The sequence below is a fragment of the Komarekiella delphini-convector SJRDD-AB1 genome, from assembly GCF_014831675.1.
In the GTDB taxonomy this organism is placed as follows: domain Bacteria; phylum Cyanobacteriota; class Cyanobacteriia; order Cyanobacteriales; family Nostocaceae; genus Komarekiella.
Genome location: NZ_VJXY01000006.1, coordinates 37,373 through 55,747 on the forward strand (window position 1 = coordinate 37,373; position 18,375 = coordinate 55,747).

Annotated in this window: 16 protein-coding genes; 7 read left to right on the top strand and 9 right to left on the bottom strand. The window is 41.7% G+C overall.

Annotation, left to right across the window (positions count from 1 at the left end; translation table 11 throughout):
- Positions 1–85 precede the first annotated feature (85 nt).
- Entirely contained in the window at positions 86–3,160 is a 3,075-nt protein-coding gene (locus FNW02_RS07605) for an ExeM/NucH family extracellular endonuclease (RefSeq protein WP_348535374.1), read from the bottom strand.
- Between the two features lie 717 nt (positions 3,161–3,877).
- Between FNW02_RS07605 and FNW02_RS07610 the strand changes: the two genes are divergently transcribed.
- The gene (locus FNW02_RS07610; RefSeq protein WP_191756945.1) at positions 3,878–4,906 is read left to right on the top strand and encodes an alpha/beta hydrolase; all 1,029 of its coding nucleotides are present in this window, start codon (positions 3,878–3,880) and stop codon (positions 4,904–4,906) included.
- 126 nt (positions 4,907–5,032) lie between these two features.
- On the opposite strand, the gene FNW02_RS07615 is transcribed toward FNW02_RS07610, so the two are convergent.
- From FNW02_RS07615 to psb34, 4 genes are all read right to left on the bottom strand, one after another.
- Positions 5,033–5,839: a COP23 domain-containing protein gene (locus FNW02_RS07615; RefSeq protein ID WP_191756946.1), complete on the bottom strand. Its 807-nt coding sequence runs from the start codon at positions 5,837–5,839 to the stop codon at positions 5,033–5,035.
- 71 nt (positions 5,840–5,910) lie between these two features.
- On the bottom strand, positions 5,911–7,539 hold the full coding sequence (locus tag FNW02_RS07620) for a M48 family metallopeptidase (RefSeq protein ID WP_191756947.1): 1,629 nt from the start codon (positions 7,537–7,539) through the stop codon (positions 5,911–5,913).
- A gap of 260 nt (positions 7,540–7,799) precedes the next feature.
- Positions 7,800–8,546: a Uma2 family endonuclease gene (locus FNW02_RS07625; protein ID WP_191756948.1), complete on the bottom strand. Its 747-nt coding sequence runs from the start codon at positions 8,544–8,546 to the stop codon at positions 7,800–7,802.
- Between the two features lie 244 nt (positions 8,547–8,790).
- Positions 8,791–8,961: a photosystem II assembly protein Psb34 gene (gene psb34, locus FNW02_RS07630; protein ID WP_191756949.1), complete on the bottom strand. Its 171-nt coding sequence runs from the start codon at positions 8,959–8,961 to the stop codon at positions 8,791–8,793.
- Between the two features lie 95 nt (positions 8,962–9,056).
- On the opposite strand from psb34, the gene FNW02_RS07635 reads away from it, so the two are divergent.
- From FNW02_RS07635 to FNW02_RS07655, 5 genes are all read left to right on the top strand, one after another.
- On the top strand, positions 9,057–9,248 hold the full coding sequence (locus tag FNW02_RS07635) for a pYEATS domain-containing protein (protein WP_348535379.1): 192 nt from the start codon (positions 9,057–9,059) through the stop codon (positions 9,246–9,248).
- Between the two features lie 255 nt (positions 9,249–9,503).
- Positions 9,504–9,851, top strand: a complete 348-nt coding sequence (locus FNW02_RS07640; protein WP_191756951.1) for a hypothetical protein — start codon at positions 9,504–9,506, stop codon at positions 9,849–9,851.
- 26 nt (positions 9,852–9,877) lie between these two features.
- On the top strand, positions 9,878–11,896 hold the full coding sequence (locus FNW02_RS07645) for a coiled-coil domain-containing protein (protein WP_191756952.1): 2,019 nt from the start codon (positions 9,878–9,880) through the stop codon (positions 11,894–11,896).
- A 21-nt stretch (positions 11,897–11,917) separates the two neighbouring features.
- The gene (locus tag FNW02_RS07650; RefSeq protein ID WP_191756953.1) at positions 11,918–12,571 is read left to right on the top strand and encodes an OmpA family protein; all 654 of its coding nucleotides are present in this window, start codon (positions 11,918–11,920) and stop codon (positions 12,569–12,571) included.
- A 13-nt stretch (positions 12,572–12,584) separates the two neighbouring features.
- Positions 12,585–13,970 (top strand): EH signature domain-containing protein, encoded by a 1,386-nt coding sequence (locus FNW02_RS07655; protein WP_191756954.1) that lies wholly within the window; start codon positions 12,585–12,587, stop codon positions 13,968–13,970.
- Positions 13,971–14,058: 88 nt separating this feature from the next.
- Here the strand turns inward: FNW02_RS07655 and FNW02_RS07660 are convergent, their stop codons facing one another.
- Together FNW02_RS07660 and FNW02_RS07665 are read right to left on the bottom strand one after the other, a co-directional pair.
- Positions 14,059–15,105, bottom strand: coding sequence for a DUF1611 domain-containing protein (locus FNW02_RS07660; protein ID WP_191757100.1), 1,047 nt, complete (start codon positions 15,103–15,105; stop codon positions 14,059–14,061).
- Positions 15,089–16,141, bottom strand: a complete 1,053-nt coding sequence (locus tag FNW02_RS07665; protein ID WP_191756955.1) for a dipeptide epimerase — start codon at positions 16,139–16,141, stop codon at positions 15,089–15,091. The genes FNW02_RS07660 and FNW02_RS07665 overlap by 17 nt, the downstream gene beginning before the upstream one ends.
- Before the next feature lie 140 nt (positions 16,142–16,281).
- Between FNW02_RS07665 and FNW02_RS07670 the strand changes: the two genes are divergently transcribed.
- Positions 16,282–16,833, top strand: a complete 552-nt coding sequence (locus FNW02_RS07670; RefSeq protein ID WP_191756956.1) for an NUDIX hydrolase — start codon at positions 16,282–16,284, stop codon at positions 16,831–16,833.
- Between the two features lie 310 nt (positions 16,834–17,143).
- Here FNW02_RS07670 and FNW02_RS07675 read toward each other — a convergent pair whose 3' ends face one another.
- The gene (locus tag FNW02_RS07675) at positions 17,144–17,767 is read right to left on the bottom strand and encodes a hypothetical protein (protein WP_191756957.1); all 624 of its coding nucleotides are present in this window, start codon (positions 17,765–17,767) and stop codon (positions 17,144–17,146) included.
- 4 nt (positions 17,768–17,771) lie between these two features.
- Positions 17,772–18,359, bottom strand: a complete 588-nt coding sequence (locus FNW02_RS07680; protein ID WP_191756958.1) for an RNA polymerase sigma factor — start codon at positions 18,357–18,359, stop codon at positions 17,772–17,774.
- Positions 18,360–18,375: the final 16 nt, after the last annotated feature.

Sequence of the window (18,375 nt, forward strand, 5' to 3'; positions counted from 1 at the left end):
TAATTGCTTGTTTAAAGGAGTTTGCATATTTGTTTTAGATGCAATGCATCCACAACCGCGATTGCATCACAGTTGTGGACACAATCTAAAACACGAAGTTGTAGAAGTTATTCATCGCCGCTGGGGTAACGTTGTCTATATACAAGAAGGGTTGATAAGCAGCCGAACCAAGTAAACCATCGCGGTCAATTTGGAGAACTGTATTTTTCGCTGTCCTTCCTTGTACCACACGCACATAACCATCAGCGATCGCATCACTGCCGTTATAACCACCAGAAACAAGGCTATCGAGTAGCTTAGTCAAAACGATTTTGTCGCTACCCACTTTAAAGTCGATGATGTAATTATCTGTATCCTTGATGCTGTTGTAGACAAATTGATCGTTGCCTTGACCGCCTGCGATCGCTTTTATCCCAGGACTACCGACAATCACATCATCGCCCTTTGTACCGATTACAACTTTGCGCGCAGGTGGTGGGGTGATGACTTTATCCACACTAAACAAGTTCAGTCCCACCAGCACCGGATCATGGTCAGAGGAACGGAAGGCATCATCATTGTATAAGCTGTCCTGCTGTCCTGCTGACTTGAACTCAGTGTTGTAGTCAAGAACGTTGGGTTCATCAGCATTGATGTGCCACTTAGCACCGCCAGTAACTTGTGCTCCTAAACTGCCATTAGCTAGGGCATAGTCAAGAGTACCCCACTGCCCATCAAAGACATAAGAGTAGGTGTCATAAGAAAATTGGTTGTTATATCCTGCACTTGCCAAAGTAGTAATTGGATCTTCCTTGGCATAAGCGTTGAGATCACCAACAACTAGATAGTCAGGGTCATTAGTACCTGTAGGTTTAGTTGCTAACCATGTGGCTAGGTCTTGAGCAGCACGAGTACGCGTACCATTAGACAAACCTTGGCCATCGCCAGCGTCGGCATCACCAACACCCCCGGAACTCGAACCCTTAGACTTGAAGTGATTGACAACTAGTGTAAAATTTTCCCGATTTGAGTTCTGCCGAAAGGTCTGTGCTAGAGGTTTCCGTCCAGTTAAATCAAACGCACCTTGACCATATCCATCGGGCATTGTTGCCGCCGCACCTACTGGGGTAACTTGACCAGGTTTGTAGATGATTCCCACTGTAATTTGGTCAGTTCCCAAACTTGTGCCGGGATTGATGAAGGCATAAGTCCCAGCACCCGAAACTGCATTCAATCCGTTAACAAGATCCGCAATGGCACTGTTAGCGCCGTAGCCATCGTTCTCTATTTCGATCAATCCTAGGACATCTGCCCCGGAACCAATGACGGCTTGAATAATCTTGTCACGCTGACGATTAAACTCTGTTAGGGTATCAGCTCCTCTGGGAGTGGGGAAGCCACCACCTGTACCGTTACCATTGAAGTAGTTAAGAACGTTGAAGCTAGCAACCTGGAGCGTACCCCCTACATTTGGCGGTGTTGTCGGGCGAGGATTAGCAGGTGTAAAGTTCTGACCGATGGAGGTTTGAACGCGATACCCTTCAAAACGGTGGTCTAAAACACCATTGATGCTAGAGATAGTGTCACCACCACGCAGTGTATTGTCAGCACTCAGGGGAATCCCACCACGCGCATGAATGATTGGGTCGGGGTTTTGAGTCCCTCTACCGTCATCTAAGATAATCCGACGCTGAGCAATCTCATTTAAATAGGCAGAATACCCGCTAACACTTGGCGCGTTGAATTGGGTGTACTGGTCAAGTCTGCCATCAGTACCGGGTTGGTTGCTGGCATCAGTTGCCGAAAGGACGACTTGCCCAAATCGACCAAGCTGGAAATGCTCGGTTACAGTCAGGTTTCCAGTTGCCGCACTGACGTTGACCAGCATACCTTCGTAGCGCTCTAAGTCTGTCACGCTAGTTACAGGCAACTTGATATTAGTAACGGTAGGCAGAGTGCTAGCGCCCAGGTTGACGACACTTGTAACACTAGAAAGTTGCGTCAGGCTGCTGTTGACACCACCACTGCTAGTGGTGAATTCGCCAACCGTTCCACTTACCCGGACTTGATCGCCAACATTACCAGAGAATAGGCCTGTTGGATCAAAAACAAAAATAGCTTCTGAGGTTGTGGAGTCACTATCGGCATCTGTATTCTCTTCCTGTACATAGAAGCCGTTCAGTTGAGAAGAACCACTAAAAGCAGCAACGACAACCCCCTCAATTGTCCGATTACCACCAAAGGCGGGGTTAAAGGTTGCACCACTACCCTGAATCTCGTGAATCTTAGTAATTGAAACAGCTACATCATTGTCAGCAATTGTTGCGGTTACAGAAGCGATCGCAACATTATTATAGTTAGCATCGCTGCTGTTTGCTGTATGGCTGATAGTGCTGGAGTGTGTACCTTCTGTTACCGGATCATCGACTGCACTGACTGTTACCGTTTGCGCTACATCCCAGTTAGCAGCAGTAAAGGTAAGTGTAGTTGCACTGGTTGTGCTTTGAGAATCCGGGGTAATGGCAATAGTAACGTTTGCTGTTGGTTGACTATTCAGTACTATTGTGTAGGTATCTGTTGCACCACCTTCAGTGATGTTAGTACTGCCACCAGATTCGGTGATGGTGACACCAGCAGGAAGAACAGCATTAGCTTTGCCTGGTGTTGGAGTTAGTGCTTGGTAGCTGCTAGTGTTGCGCGCACCCCCTGCACCATTTGGAACCCGTTGGAGTGAATCATTAGCGCTGCCGTTTGCACCACCGTTTTCATCTACTTGAGGCTGAGACGGATTGAGTAGGGCAAGCAAACCGGGGTCATCGGCGTCATTTGTGTCGTAGGCGATCGCATCTATTAAATTAGTTGTAGTAATTGGTGTATTATTTGGGAAATCACTAGCATTAGCTGTGTAGAGTGCAACTGCATCCGCCCCATTTTGCAGAGTATTGCCAGGGAAGATTAAATCTACACCCGGTATACCTGCATTCCCAAGCACAAAGTATCCATTAGCATCAGTGCTGTAGCCATCCAAGTCAAAGGCGGCATAAGATAGATCGTTGCTACCGTTGTAGAAAACAACTACTAGTCCGCTGAGGTCTGTATTGCCTGCGCCACCATCATAAAGCTCGACAAACTCAGCTACATCAGTGCTAGGAGTATCCGAGTCAATTTCGTTAATGATCACAATATCAATCCTTTTGCGTCAAAGTCATAAATAACGTCTCCTCAATACTCTGAGAATCAAGTTATCCCCAGAAGGAAGAATTAAAGTATTCGTTAATACGTTGCTGAATTAGTATTAGTTTGCAAATAATAGATGCAAAGATATACCTCGCATTTGAGACTAATGCCTCTGCGATCGCAATATCAGCATGGCAAACTCAGGAATGTAGGAGAATACAGCTACATTCCTAATTGGTATCAATTCCTATTCAGCCCCCTCAAACTATCCCAGTAACATTAAGAAACTGCTAGCGAAAGGTTAAAACAACAGATAATTGAGAGCTAATAACTTATATTCTCGTTGTTATGCAAGACACTCTCTGGGGAACCCTAATTATAAGTATCTAAAACATGAATCAACGCAGTAGTCTAAGCAAGCATGGTGACAGTAACAATAAAACTCCCAGGGTATCAGATTTATGAACAAATCTACGTGAGAGATAAAACCCTTGTCTACCGGGGAGTTAGAGAGATAAGTAGGTATAATTAAACATAAAGTAAAATCGTAGTTCGTACTCAAAACAATAATTACCAGGACTAAAGTCCTTACTATAAACTTTAATTTATTTACACATAACTACTTATCTTCAACTCTTATTCTCTATGCCTCCGCGCCTCTGCGTGATCCTAATTCCTAATTGGCGAATTATAAATATACAAATTGTATACGCGACAGCTTATGACAATTAACGAAACAACAATTGACTTTCAGCAAACAGTAGAATTCCTCAAGCAAGTTCATCAATCAGAATCCGAACTTCCGCTTAAGAATAAAGCCTGTGGTTCAAAATTCTTTCTTCATCCTCACTCAACCCCAAAGGTTTGCCTCTTCTTGCATGGTTTCACAGCAGGCCCCTACCAGTTTGAGCCGCTTGGCAAAGCCTTCTTCAACAGAGGATACAACGTTATTGTTCCTTTACAACCCGGTCATGGACGCGCAGGTAACTGGAAGCGCCAAAATCCTCCACCACTTCCAACAGACATTCAGACTTATCAACAATTTGTGCTGAAGTGGCTAGAGATTGCAAAAACGCTAGGTCAACAAGTCGTAGTCGGTGGATTATCAACGGGTGGAACTTTAGCAGCCTGGTTAGCTTTAGAGTATCCCCAGCAGATTGATCGCGCCTTATTGTTCACGCCTTTTTTGGGTACTCGTTATTCATTATTTGATTGGCTGATCAAAATCTTGCCGATTTACTTTGAATGGTTTAACAAAGACGCATCCGGTAATTTTGGCTATAAAGGTTTTAAGATTCCAGCATTACGAATATTTTTGAAATTAGGAGAAAATGTTTTAGAACAGGCTCAAACTCGTGTTTCTGCTCCTGTATTAATGGTATGTAGCGAAGCTGATCATGTTGTTAACCGCTCTAAACAACAGGATTTTTTTAGAAGCGGACTCAAACAGCAAACAAAATCCTGGTACTACTGCTTTGATGATTCGCTTCACATAGAACACAGGATGATGACAAAACTGGAAGACAACGATTATGAAGAACTGGTGATTATCCTTGGTAAAGCTTTTGTTGACAGTGATTTAACCTGGGTACAGTTTCAACAAATGGCGACTCGGATAGCGCAAGGACAGACGTATGATCAGCTCAAGCTAGAGTTGAACCTTGATGGTCAAGCTGGTGAACAGCTATATGCAATGATGACTCAACATTTTGGTTGTGATCATCTTGAATGCATTAATCCATCTAAATAAAAGAAAGGGAAGGGGGAAAGGGGAAAGCGAAAAACCGAGTGGAATTGTGGAGCCACTACGGCTTTCTCTACGGACGCTGCGCTATCGCTAGCGCTAACACCACGGCGCTGGCTCCCCTTGAGCCTTTTAACGGAAGTTTCCAGGATTTAGCCGAGTGGGAGTTTGAGAGCGTTGAGGTTGACGACGTGCTACGCCATTACGTAGGTTTTTGGCTGTACCGCCATCTTTAGGATCGAGGTAGGGTTTCAGATTAATCCCACTTCTAGATGAAGTAACTCGATTATTGCCACCACCTAAAAGTGTACGACCTAAGTTGTATAATTCGTTTGCTCCTCCCTGATTGCGATCGCCATAAGTATTAACAGCTGTGGTTTGCTGTCCGCTGTCAGCAGTAGTCAGGTTTTGGAAAACGCTATTGCGTACCACATAAGGGTCTTTGCCACGCGGTACAGTCAGCACAATTCTACAACTGGGGTCAGCCTCGGTTGTCACGCAAACAATATTTTCTCTATTTTGTACGCCTGTTTGGAGTTCTTGTAAGCCATCTTGGCGATAGGATTCTAAGCGATTAGCAATGGTTTGACAGCGAAGTTGTGAATTCCAACCACCACCCAAAGCCGCTGGAGCTGCCCAAGGAAAGTACTGTCCTGGTTGACTTTGTGGCTGATACATGACTGTGTACTGTCCATTGTAATACTGACAGCCAAAACGAGTCACACCGTCAGCAGAGGGTGAACTAGTTGTACTTGTAGTTGATGTGTCTATTGGTATTGGTCTGTTTATTGGTGTTGATGTGCCGCCTGATGGGATTGTTGGTACTACTACACCATCGGAGGTAGAAGAATCATATTGGGCAAGTGCTGCGGAATTGCCCAGACTTAAGGATAAGCCAAGACAGCTTAGAGAAATAAACTTAACCAGTTGTGATGACATGAATCATCCTCCAGTGGAAGTAGGTAGGGAATTGATAGTTTAAGTGACGAATAGTTTTGTGTTTTGATTCATTAAGAACGTGATTTTTTTTCTTCTCGCTCTTTTTTCTCTTTGAGTAGCTGTTTCACCCGTGCTTTAATTTCTGCATGACGCCCGACTCCTTCATAAGCGTAGCGATTGTATTTACTACGAGAAATCAAATTTTCTATATCACTAACTCGCTCGTTACCGCCTGGATGCGAAGATAACCAACTGGGAGGAGCATTTTTTTGTTGTTTGTCTAGTGTAACCATCAAGTTACGCAAGCCATCAGCAGCGTAGCCAGTAGCAACAATCAGGCGTGTGCCTAGGGTATCTGCTTGACGTTCCATGTCGCGGCTGTAACTGAGTGCAAAAAGTTGACCAATAGTACCACCCAGAGGTATGTACTGGGTAACGTTAGCAATTAGGTTGCCTTGGGTGACTAATTGAAAACCGTGGGATAAGACTACATGGGATAATTCATGACCGATTAACCCAGCTATTTCTGCTTCTGAGTTAGTTTTGGCGATCGCACCTGCATTTAGAAAAATTTTACCTCCAGGTAATGCAAAGGCGTTGAGGTTTTCCTCTGGAATTACAAAAAACTCGTATTTAAACTCATCACGTCCAGCCACTTTCGCCAATTTCTGCCCGATTTCATTGACGTATGCCAAAACATTTTCATCTTTAATCACATCGAGCTGTTTTTTCGCCTGCTTCGCCACCGATTCACCTATGGCTTCTTCACCTTGTAGCAACATGATGGTGGAGTCAAGGGCAGAAAATGGCCCTAGAAGACTGCCAGTGAGGGCGTAACCTAATGCACCTGTAATAATATTACCTAAAACATTACCTCTAATTTCTTCTCTGATATGAGATTTGTAGCGTTTGAGATTTTCTTGGGCTAGCTTTGTAAACTCAGATGCTTGCGGGTTTTGGGGGTTGAGAATCGCAAATTGACGCGCCGCTAAAGAAGCTTCCATCCATTTTTTTTCCCCAGCGAGTGCTGTAACTCTAGCTTTGATCAATTCTGGTTGATCAGGATAAAGAGAAGTTGCACGTTCTAATACATCTAATGCTGCTTGGGGGCGATCGTATTGCTTCAATACTTCAGCATATCGAATATGACCAAGAATAAATTCTGGATTCTTTTCTACTAACAGTTGCAGAGGTACTAAAGTTCTTGTTTGAAGTTTACTTGCTATCCCCGCCTCTGCTTCTCGCCAGTATACTTTACCACCTGGAGATAGTTGCGTTGGGTCAGCGATCGCTGCTTTGCGTCCTTCAGGTATACTTGTTTTTGTAAAAGGTTCTTTTACCTGGCGATACAGTTTTTCCGCTTCTGGGATTTGTCCCGCCAAATAAAGCTTGTCTGCTTCTATCAGTTGTTGCTGACGGGCGATTTCTTCAGGAGTGGGTGCAGGTTCCTGTGCCGAATCTGGCTTTTTCGGTTCGCTGGCTTCCGGGGTTTCTAGCGTTGATGGTTGCAGCGCATTCTGTAACTTTTGGACTTTAGTCGCTTCTGAACTGGGCGAATTTGGATCAATAGTGCTAGACGCAGCAGGTTCTTGTGCGGGAACCGGTGCTATCGGTTGCGTCAGGATAATCAACATTGATGTCCCAACTGATAATAGTACCCAGTTCAAGGCTAGCAGTAGAGACTTCCAGGTTCGTTTCATACTGGGGTTTACCTTTGCAAAAAGCTCTTTTTTTAAATCTTATGAGGAATTCTCAAAATACTTATAAAGCGATCGCAAGCCTTTTGAAGGTGCAACTATTTTTCTTGGTGTCTTAGTGCCTCGGTGGTTAAAAAAGTAACTTATTAACTACCAAGGCACGAAGGTGAAAAGCCTAAAATTCGGTAAATTTTTTGGGATGTTTGCTTACCTTGAAACGGCTACTGAGTAACCCAAATACTTATAAATTTTGTCTATATGTACTATGGCAGATTATTTGGATCAATACCTTGAGATTGTAAATAGGCAATTAGCCGTTCTTTTTGCTGGCGTTCCTGTTCGGCACGTTGGCGTTCTTGTTCAATTTGTTCCACTGCCCAAAGTAACAAATTACCTGCCTCATCCCACCAGCGCAACCAGTAACCAGTACGGGCTTCTTTTGTTCCTTGCCAAGTTCCCAAGAATAAGCCTATTGAATCAATCCAATGACGACCATTTTCATCAGGTTGCTTTAACTCATAGCGCCTGTTTTCGAGTTGGTAAAATTCTAACAAACCGCCATTTGGGTCAAAAATCACGTAAATTGGGACTTGAAGAATCTGCTCGTAAAAAAACCATTTCCCTGGTGGATAGGTTCGCTTGAAAGAGTATTCTCCACCCTCAGTGTCAGATAGAAATTCCATCACCACTGCTGGAATATCACCCTCTAAATTGGGTGTATAACTTTTGCGTTCTCCTAAAACTTGATTTACCAATGGCACATAAACCCAGTCGGGTGCTTTCGCTACAAATTGTCCGTTTATCGTCGCACAAAGTCCAAAATTCGAGGCTATCAACATCTGCGGTTGGATGAAACCACTTATCTCAAGGCTTTCGCGCAAAGCACCAGCCAATAGTGGCTGACCTGTATTTTCCACTGGTTCATCCTCTAGGTGAAAATCTGCGGGCAATGCTTCCCAAGATATTACCAGTTCTGTTGCAGATTTAGCTTCACTAAGTTGGGTTGCCATCAACACCCCCTTTTATTGATTTGTCTTTATTTTATGGGCGATCGCAGTATTTGTAGATCCTGAAAACTGAACTGCACTTGTTTGACGACGCAACGTTATACTACTCGCCGTTTAAAATGCGATGCTTAAGGCAGGCACAGCCAACGCATAAGAATAAAACACAAAAAACCCCGGCGACACTAGCCGAGGTAAGGGGAGAAGTACGAATGACGATGAGATACAGTGATACCGAAATCGAAAAATCTTAGCTAACGCTAAAACCAACCAAAACTAAAGTAGTGACAATTAAAGTCGCAAAAACACCTTGTAAAACGTATTTACGTTGTTCCCAAATTGCTGGGTACTCAGCGCAGTAAACCTGGGGTTCAGTTGCGTAGTTATTCAGAATGCCGTCTTCATTTACTGTAGTGTACATAGTTTTTTCTCTTTTTTGTTTAGTTATGTAAATAAATTTAACAATTTTGTTACAAATAGTCAATAAGACTTGACAAAAAAAAGCTGATAGTAGCCATAAAGGCAACTTATCGCTTGCATGACTCTTTTAAAAAACAAATGATTGCTACTGAGTCGCATCAAAATCAGTTTGAACTGTGGCTGAATATTTGGGGAGAGTTCACGGTAATTGCTTACGTAGAACGAAAAAATCAAGAAGCATTATGGCTGACTCGCTATCTTGATCTACCAGTATGCCCACTAGATTAGTTTCTTAAAAAAGTATGGAAATAAACCCACTGTTCACAGCGAGTTTATTAATTTATTAAGCTTTTATTTCCCTGCTATTTCTTGTTAAGCAATATTTAGCCTAATCCTTCATCACTGCATCGAAAAAATTATTTGAAATAAAAATATAAAGTTTTGTATCAACATTTAAGATTCTGCTTTAGTAAAAAAGTGAAATAAGTTTCCATCTTTGGGAACAATAAACCTACTGAAGCTCAGGCAATTAGGATAAAAGCATTGATTGATGAAACTGTTGAACTGTTATACCCTTCTGTGGAGAAATTAGTTAAGGAAATTGTGGCAGTTAACCACGCTTGGAAAGTGGCTTGTGAATTATTTGGACAAGATTCAGCCTTATCTATTTCTTCGCGGGATTTAAAAACCTGTTTACAAGTGCGTTTATTACGAAGCTATGCACCAGAACAGGTTTATTTAATTGAGGATAAACAATCAGAAGGTGAACCAGCTTACAGCTTATGTCTCCGAGAAATTATAAACAACAGACAGTATGCAGAACATCTTCCTATACGGGTAGCACAAGATGTTTTATCGCCTCAAGAATTAGAGCAATTTAAAAAGGCTTAATCAATACAAGTTAGAGAAGGTAATTTGTGGAAATAGCAAAAGTTTGGGACATTATTTGGGATAACGAACCTTTTCATTGGGCAACTGCCTTTGTGTTAATATCTGCAATTATTGTAGAGCTTTACACATTATGGCAATATTGGCACTCAGAGTGTGGCACAACTGAAGCCTCAATCAAATTTTTGATTAATTTGAGAAAAGGTAAAAATGTAAAGCTTTTAGAAAAAGTTCGCCCCTGGTTAAAAGAGCATTTAGGAACCGATGATGTAAGCGTAATTAGTCAACAAGCACAAAGCGATCGCAACTTCGTACTTATAAACTATCCATCTGTCTTAGCTCGTCCAATACCCCGAACTTCCCTGCGTTTCGTGACAACCTTATGTACTGCTATTGGTGTTTTAGGAACCTTTTACGGCATACAACAGGGGCTCCAAGGAATCAATTTATCTACAGATAATCCCAAAGAACTGATGTCTGCCAGTAAAGAGCTACTGGTGGGGATGAAAACAGCTTTCTCCACTTCTTTGATGGGGCTTGGTTCTGGTAGTTTCTTTACTCTAGTTTTGTTTGGATGTGATTCGCTACGGCAGAAACGGCGTGATAGTTTGCGTCAGAGATTGAAGGCGATCGCAACTTTGAAAACGGCAGATAATATTAACCGTGAAGTAGCCGAAGCACTTAGTCTTGTAGCAAAAAACTTGACTGGACTAAAGCAGTTAAATGCAGAAAGCATTGGTCAAGCTGTAGGTAGGAGTATTGCAGAACAATTCGCAGGTTTAAATCAATTGTCAGCCCAAGCTATTGGTAAAGCTGTAGGACAGCAAATTTTCCCAGCCTTGGAAGCAATATTTAAAGAACAGAAAAAACTTCGGGAACTCCAAGAAAATCAAGGACAGAGAGTTTTAGAAAAACTCATCACTGATCTGCGAATTCAGGTACTCGAACCGATTGCAGATCGACTAGATAAAAGTGCAGAGTTAACCCAGCAAGCCTCCACAGCAGTGCTGACACTGCATAAGGAACTCGGTGGTATCTCTCAAAGTTTGGCAAGTTCCATCCTGACAATTCAGAACTTTCAAAAAGAGACTTTGGTAGAACTCCAGGGATTTGCTAACAATTTGGGAGACACTCTAAATCAGTTCCAAACAGATACACAAGGTGTTTTACAGCAAACAGCCCACGAAATTAATCGAGCTGTAGATCAGAGTATCCAAGGAATGACAGCCCAGCGAAGTGCTTTTGAAGAAAGTGCAGTGCAAGCTGCTGCTACCTTCCGAGGAATTCGAGAGGAACTGCAAACAGCGCTACAAGAACGCGCAGCAGTAGAAAAGCAGATGCTTCAAGCTACTCAGACTGGAATTATCCAAATTCTCACCCAAGCAAATAGAACCTTTCATGAGCAAACTAATACTCTAAAAACAGTGGGTGAGCAAGCTTCTGGATTGATGAATGATGCGAAGGATAATCTTCTGGCTACTTTAGTAAATATTGATGCAACACTCACAGCAACTCGCCAAACAGTAGAAGATGATTTGACAAGATTTAGGGAAGAATACCAAACAAATTTACAGACATTTTTTCAACAACAAAACAACTTACTTGAGGGGACGCTAGGCAAACAACGAGATGGATTATCTGAGGTGGTGAACAATCTTGATAAAGTCTTCCGAGAGGAATCTCAAAGACGTAGCAAATTGGCTCAAGAAGTAGACGAAAGTATGACTAAAATTCAGGTATCTGTTGAACAAATTAACAGATTAGTTAGTGCGGCTGGATTAAACGATGCACAACGACTAATGCAACTAGAAAAGCTTGCTAGCGGTATTGGTAAGCAAGTGCAAATAGTAGACAATTCATACATAAATTTGAATCAGAAATTTCACGATAGCCTTCAGTCTTGGCAGAGTCACCTCGAAGGTTCTATGCAAAGAACTGTTGACTTACAAGAAAGCTTTTTCCAAAAAGCAGATACTTCTATGGCTAGAGTTTGCGGAAATCTACTTAAAACAGCAGAAGTGTTGGTAGCAGCAAATAATAAGTACTAAATAACCAATGGAGTAATTACAATGGCTGATTTTATCAGCGACGAATTTGTGGATACAGATATTGCCGATGATGACGACTCTAGTATCTATCTATCTATTGGCGATCTGATGTCTGGTTTACTAATGTTTTTTGCTTTGCTATTTATCACTGCACTACTCCAGCTTGCACAAAAGGATGTACCAAAACGGGTAGTAATTGGTAATGTTGTTGGACAGATGAAAACCAATAATATTAATGTCAAAGTCAACCCTGAAACTGGGGATATTAGTATCCAAGAATCAATTCTTTTTGCAAAAGGAAGTACAGAACTTAAACCAGAAGGTAAAGCTTTTCTACGCCGCTTTATTCCTGTTTACAGTGGTGTTATTTTCTCTAAACCAGAATTTGCTGAAGAAATTAGCCGCGTAGTTATAGAAGGTCACACTAGCTCAGAGGGAGATGACAAAACAAATCTCGAGCTAAGTTTACTGAGGTCTTCATCAGTTTATCGATATATTTTTTATGGCATGAATTTCACTACCAAAGCACTTTTAAGCAAGAAAATACTAGCTGCTGGTCGTGGAGAAATTGAATCTGATAAGAAACGTGATCATCCAGGCGATCGCAAAGTAGTTTTCCGTTTTCAGTTTCGCAGTGATGAGTTAAAGAAAGATATCGTAAAAACCTCTCTTTAAAGGAAAAACAATCTTGAATTTTCAGTTTTCTATTTCTTCCCTACCTGAAACTCCGCAGTGTAGTCCTAATCAACTTATTAACCTTGCAAGTAACTTATCAGATATAACAATATCAATACCAAGTGTTGATAAAATATTGGAAGCTATAGAACAGGGAAAAGCTGATCAAGTAAGTCAGTTAGACTGGGTTTACTGCATCCATGCTAAAGCCCAGTGGGATCAGCAAAATATTGACCGATCCTGGAAAACATCAGCAGCCATTTGGAAAGTAGCAATTTCTAACTCATGGTTGCAACATCAGCTATTGTGGCGTTTAGCTCTTTATTATAGTGGTCAGCAAGAACAGGTGTTAGCAAAGTCTCTAGCCGAATCTTTTGATGTCTTTGCTAATTCTGACTTAGTTAGTCATCTGTTACCAGTTCAAATTATTCGGGCGCTTTGTGATAAACAAGCAGGTAGAGAATTAGCCAAAATTGCTTGTGAACAGCGTGTTAATCGAACTGAACTGCTAAATGCAATTCGAGATAGTTTACCTGTTTGGATTCCATTATTTAGCCAATTTGTAGAAAACATAACTCCTTATTTTTCCACAATTATTTCTGCAAATAAAAGTCAGGTAAAATGGCTGTTAAGTTGTTTGGATGAAATGTCAGATAGTCAGCGAATAGAAGCTGTTAACCATTTACTAACTAATGTTTCCAATAGTGTAGCAACTAATCATTCCTCACTAGTTGATTGGTTGCAAAATAACTATAGAAATGGTGAAAATTGGTATAAACTTTCAGATCCAGCAAGGCAAAAACTTCGAGAGTGGATTGGAGGTATCAATTATGGTGATTTTCAAAAGCTAGTAAATATAATATTAAACAAGCTCGATTTACAAGACTTCGAGTCAAATCAGCTAAGTAGACGTAGGGACTTTTGGGCTAATTACAGCAACCGCTTTGAACGGCTTCGCATCTTGTTACCAAAGACATCACAAATTGCTATAGGATATCAAATCCAAGGTGATGTTGATCTATTAGAGGATGATGGTAGCGATCGCACAGAGGTCTGTATATTTGATTTTGGCGAGTGGTTTGTAGTCGAATTCTTTCGTGGAAGAGGTAGCGAGACACGCTTGTTTCCTAAAAATTCTAGAAATCAGCAAATCCTTTTTGGTGAATCCACGCTTTCAGTCAAACGCATTCGCTGTCTGGGTGGCGATAAGCATGATCATGTATTTCTTTGGCAGATATTTTCCCGCGCCTGGCTTGCAAATAATGGAATTGTGCCTAATCCAAATACCCAGCCTTCCAGAAACCCGACAGCAGAGCAATTACGACAGCGAGAAAACAAGCTTGAGCGGTGGAAAAGAGAAATTGAATATCTGGAACGGGAAGCTAGACTCTACGTGTAACGTTGTTACTCATGAGGATTGTCAAGAGTTAAGAGGAGCCAGTGCCGTAGCTTTCATACTCCCGCTAAGTTTTTTGTAACACCATAATTTAATCCTTCATCACTGCATCCAATAGCACATTGGCATCAAAGCGGACTACATCGGTGCAAGGTAGCCCGGTTTCTGCTATTGTTCGAGCGATCGCATCAGTAGCCGCAGATTCATCTAAATGAGCTGTATTAAGCGCTACGCCAACTACAGGCACAGTTCCAAAAGCACCACCAGCGCTAGCAACAGTTTCATAAAGCCTGATCACTTCTGGTAAAGGTGGGATTAGTACGTGGGGATGATTACGCACATGAACTTGTCCCGCCCGATGTGCTAACACCAGTTGTGTTGGTTGCGAACCACGGATTAGAGGTAGAGTTGCTGTTGAACTAGGATGCAGCAGTGAACCTTGTCCTTCAACGTGCAAAATATCGTAGTTTTTGCCGTAGCGCATGACTATCTGTTCCACAGCACCAGCGGCAAAGTCTACCCGCACTGCATCCAAAGCTACACCATCCCCTTCTAACATCACACCAGTTTGACCTGTAGCCAGGAATTTAGAACGCCAGCCCCGAAGTTTTGATGCCCAATGTAGCTCTAGACTAGTTGACATTTTACCGATCGCCATGTCGGTTCCTACAGTCAACACTCGCCGACAGGGTAAGGTGCGTGCCATCCCACTAGCAACACTTAAATTAGACGGCTCTTTCCGCACATCCCAAATTAATTGTCCAGGTTTGAGCAGTGCATTTAACTCTGGCATGTTTGCCATTGGTGTGTGCAAACCATTTATTAAAGACATCCCAGCTTTGAGAGCGTCTTTAAATTCATGCCAGTAATCATCTGGTACAGCACCACCTCCTGGTGCTATGCCAATTACCAAGACTTCTGGCTCATATTCTAGAGCTGCGGCTACTGATGCCACAATCGGCACATCACGCTTGATACCTGTTAATTCTGGCAAGGATTTGCCAGCAGTTTCACGATCAATTACTGCGACGATTGGGGCTTCACTGTAGCGTAAAATTGCCAGCCCTGTTTTGCCGTGAGTTCCGCTAATTCCCTCATGCAATAAGATAGCTACTCGTTGATTAAGTGGCAGACGCACTATGTTGTACTCCCAAACCTGGTGAATCATTTGGCAAAATTCTCCCCTCTTGCACCAATGCACCCATAAAGGGGTCATCAATTAAGTTAAGATGACTGTCTAAATCTAGATAATCAGCTAGTGGGGCTAGCTGTGCCGCTGCCGTATTTGCTAGCGCACTGTCGGAATAGCAACCGAACATCACTTGTAACCCATAGGCTCGCGCTGTATGTACCATCCGCATTGCCTCGCTTAAGCCCCCAGATTTCATCAGTTTGATGTTAACGCCATCCACGTAGTTTGCCAAATGGGGAATATCGGAACTTGTAAAGCAACTTTCATCGACGAAGATGGGTAGGGATGAATGCTCTTTGAGTTTTGCTAAACTTGTTTCTTGCCCCCGTGGCAATGGCTGTTCTACATACTTTATACCTAATTCAGCCAGCCAATTGCACATTTCAATAGCATCTGTCAAATTCCAACCCCCATTTGCATCAACAAATAATTCTGGTTCAGGCGCTTCTTCTCGCACTGCCAACAGCATTTTTTTATCTGCATCTATGCCATCTGGATTACCTAGCTTCACCTTGAAAAGGCGGACATCAGTAAATTGCAACCAGTCCCGCGCCCTAGCCTTAGCTCCTTCTGGTGAATTAATCCCTATTGTGACTGAAGTCGGCACTATGGCATTGCGCTCAAGTCCCCAAATTTGCCACAGTGGTAGCCCTACGCGCTTACCTAGCCAGTCATGCATTGCCATATCTAATGCTGCTTTGACAGAAGAAGGAACCTGCTGTTTTGTTAACACTTGCTCAATTTGCTGTCTCTGTAAGGGGCTGAATGCTTGTAATATTGGTGCAACTTGCAGCAAGGCGTCTTTAATTGTGTCAGTTGATTGTTTGCGATCGCCTATACTAAATGGCGACGCTTCTCCCCACCCTTCGATACCATCTTGCGAAATCTTTACCCATATATTCGTTGTCTGTGTCGTTGTACCTCGACTAATAGTTAACGGGAATCTTTTATTGACTGTAAATAAATTTACATTAATTTGCATACTTGTGCTGCATATTATGTTAAAGCAAAAGCCAGTGTAAGTTCAAAGTATAGATTATCTGATGTATCTGTTATACTTTTTTACATTACATTGCTCAATTATTATATTTTTTATACCTTATTTTATTTATTACTTAGTCTATGAACGACTTAAAAAAATGGAAAACTTTGAAGTCAAAAATGGTTTTAGATCATCGTTGGTGTCAGGTGAGGCAAGATGAAATAGAGTTACCTAATGGTAAAATTATAGATGATTATTTTGTCAGTATTAAACCAGATGTTGCTTTGATTTTACCTATAACTAGTAGTAGAGAAATTGTTTTCGTTCGGCAATATAGACACGCCGTAGGTGAATTTTTCTTGGAACTGCCAGCAGGAAGTTTTGATCCAACAAGAGAGAGCGCCGAAGCAGCAGCTATCAGAGAACTCGCAGAAGAGACTGGTTATTCTACTAAAGAAATGAAAAAAATTACAGAGCTATACGATAAGCCTAGCAAAGATACCAATAAAATACATTTATTTTTAGCAGAAAATGTGAGAAAAACTGGAGAACAACAACTAGATATTACAGAAGAAATTGAAGTTGTATTAATTCCTATAGAATCTGTTTTAGATAAAGTGTCTCAAGGTGAAATATCTGTTGCAGGAACTATTGCAGCTATCTTATTAGGTTTGCAATCTCTTGCTGATTAATAATAAATATAGCTTTTTTATATTTTTTCATAAAAAGGCTTGAGGCAAATTGTATTCTAAAGTTTTTATACCAATTTTCTTAAGTATTTTTCTGTAAAATAGTATTCAGAGATTTTAAGTATAATAAGTAGCTTGGCTGCTTTTTTTCATTTTTAGAGTAGTACTTATAACTTATTTGTAGATTGTTTAAAGTTAGATTCGCGTAGATGATATTTGAGGTAAGTCTCTCAGGGCGATCGCAGCACAAACACATCATCAGAAGACTCTACGTTTTCCTGAGAGATTGATGATTTTTGAGCGATAATGTTTACTATTGAATCAAGTTACACTGCTTTTGCTCAAGTGAACAAATTGCTTGTTTGCCTTGTAAACGCTCTCCTCTCTGTGAAATTTGAACATTACTAGATAGAAAAACTTGCCGTCCTGTTGGTACATATCGAATTTCACTAGCGCTAGCTTGAATTTGAGCTTTTGGATATGCCCAAGTAGCATTGCCAATTGCTTTGACTTCTTTTGTACTCTCATCGTATTCTTGAACATCTGAGGTGATAGTCATTTCTCCCGTTTCGATCAATTGGGCAATAGTCTGCGCGTTTGCTTTTGTATCAACCGTTGAGTAAAGTAATGCTGAAAACCATTCAGGAATTTGCCCTGAAGTCATGGTTGGAATAACGAAAACAGCAGCGATCGCAAATGAGGCACAAGCGACTAGAGAGGCGCGGCGATTTAACCGCCTAAGCGAAAAATTCATTCGATTCACTCTTTGGCGGGTCTTTTGATTTAAAGTTGATTTGTGAGTCTGTAATAGTTCAATTTCTAGTTGAGCCTTAAATGTCGGATCTGGCTCAATACTTTCTGCAACATGAGTTAGATGTGAAAGTAAATCTGCATCTTGCTGGGAAAGATTAGTAGGTCGATTGTGTCTAGAATTCATAGTTTTACTCATACGTAGTTTCCAGATACTTGCGTAGGTCTTTCAAAGCTCGACAAATTAACATTTTGACGGCAGCTTCACTTTTTCCCATAACTTGTCCCACTTCAGCCGCGCTCAGCCCAGCAAAAATTTGCAAGGCAACTGCTTCTGCTCGTTCAGGAGTGAGTAAACTTAGGGCTTGGGCAATTTGCTCTAAAGACAATTGACGAGTAACTAATTCATCTGGTGAAATCGTGCCATCTGCGACCTGACTGGCTTCTTCCAGTGGCAATGTTGGGCGTTTGCGGCGAAAGTAGTCTGCTGTTTTCCGACGAGCAATTCCTAGCAGCCAAGCAGCAAATTTGCCTCGCCCTCGGAAACTAGAGATTGCTTCTTGAGCTACTAAAAACGTTTGGGCTGTCAAGTCTTGTGCATCATGAATGTTACCAACTTTCGCTAAATGGTAGCTGTAGACAGCTTTGAGATTACGTCGGTAAAGTTCTGCAAAAGCCTCAGAACAATGCTGCGCCTCCTGAGCTAACTCTTCATCTGATTTCATCCTAAATTCTGGAAGAAATTGAGTTTGAAGTGGACAAGATGAGGGGTAATTCATTCATACTTTCCTTTAA

Coding starts and splice junctions, on each gene's coding strand:
- FNW02_RS07665 (WP_191756955.1), bottom strand. CDS start 16,141: ATGCAAATTAATGTAAATTTATTTACAGTCAATAAAAGATTCCCGTTA.
- FNW02_RS07620 (WP_191756947.1), bottom strand. CDS start 7,539: ATGAAACGAACCTGGAAGTCTCTACTGCTAGCCTTGAACTGGGTACTA.
- FNW02_RS07670 (WP_191756956.1), top strand. CDS start 16,282: ATGAACGACTTAAAAAAATGGAAAACTTTGAAGTCAAAAATGGTTTTA.
- FNW02_RS07610 (WP_191756945.1), top strand. CDS start 3,878: ATGACAATTAACGAAACAACAATTGACTTTCAGCAAACAGTAGAATTC.
- FNW02_RS07625 (WP_191756948.1), bottom strand. CDS start 8,546: ATGGCAACCCAACTTAGTGAAGCTAAATCTGCAACAGAACTGGTAATA.
- FNW02_RS07680 (WP_191756958.1), bottom strand. CDS start 18,359: ATGAATTACCCCTCATCTTGTCCACTTCAAACTCAATTTCTTCCAGAA.
- FNW02_RS07675 (WP_191756957.1), bottom strand. CDS start 17,767: ATGAATTCTAGACACAATCGACCTACTAATCTTTCCCAGCAAGATGCA.
- psb34 (WP_191756949.1), bottom strand. CDS start 8,961: ATGTACACTACAGTAAATGAAGACGGCATTCTGAATAACTACGCAACT.
- FNW02_RS07615 (WP_191756946.1), bottom strand. CDS start 5,839: ATGTCATCACAACTGGTTAAGTTTATTTCTCTAAGCTGTCTTGGCTTA.
- FNW02_RS07650 (WP_191756953.1), top strand. CDS start 11,918: ATGGCTGATTTTATCAGCGACGAATTTGTGGATACAGATATTGCCGAT.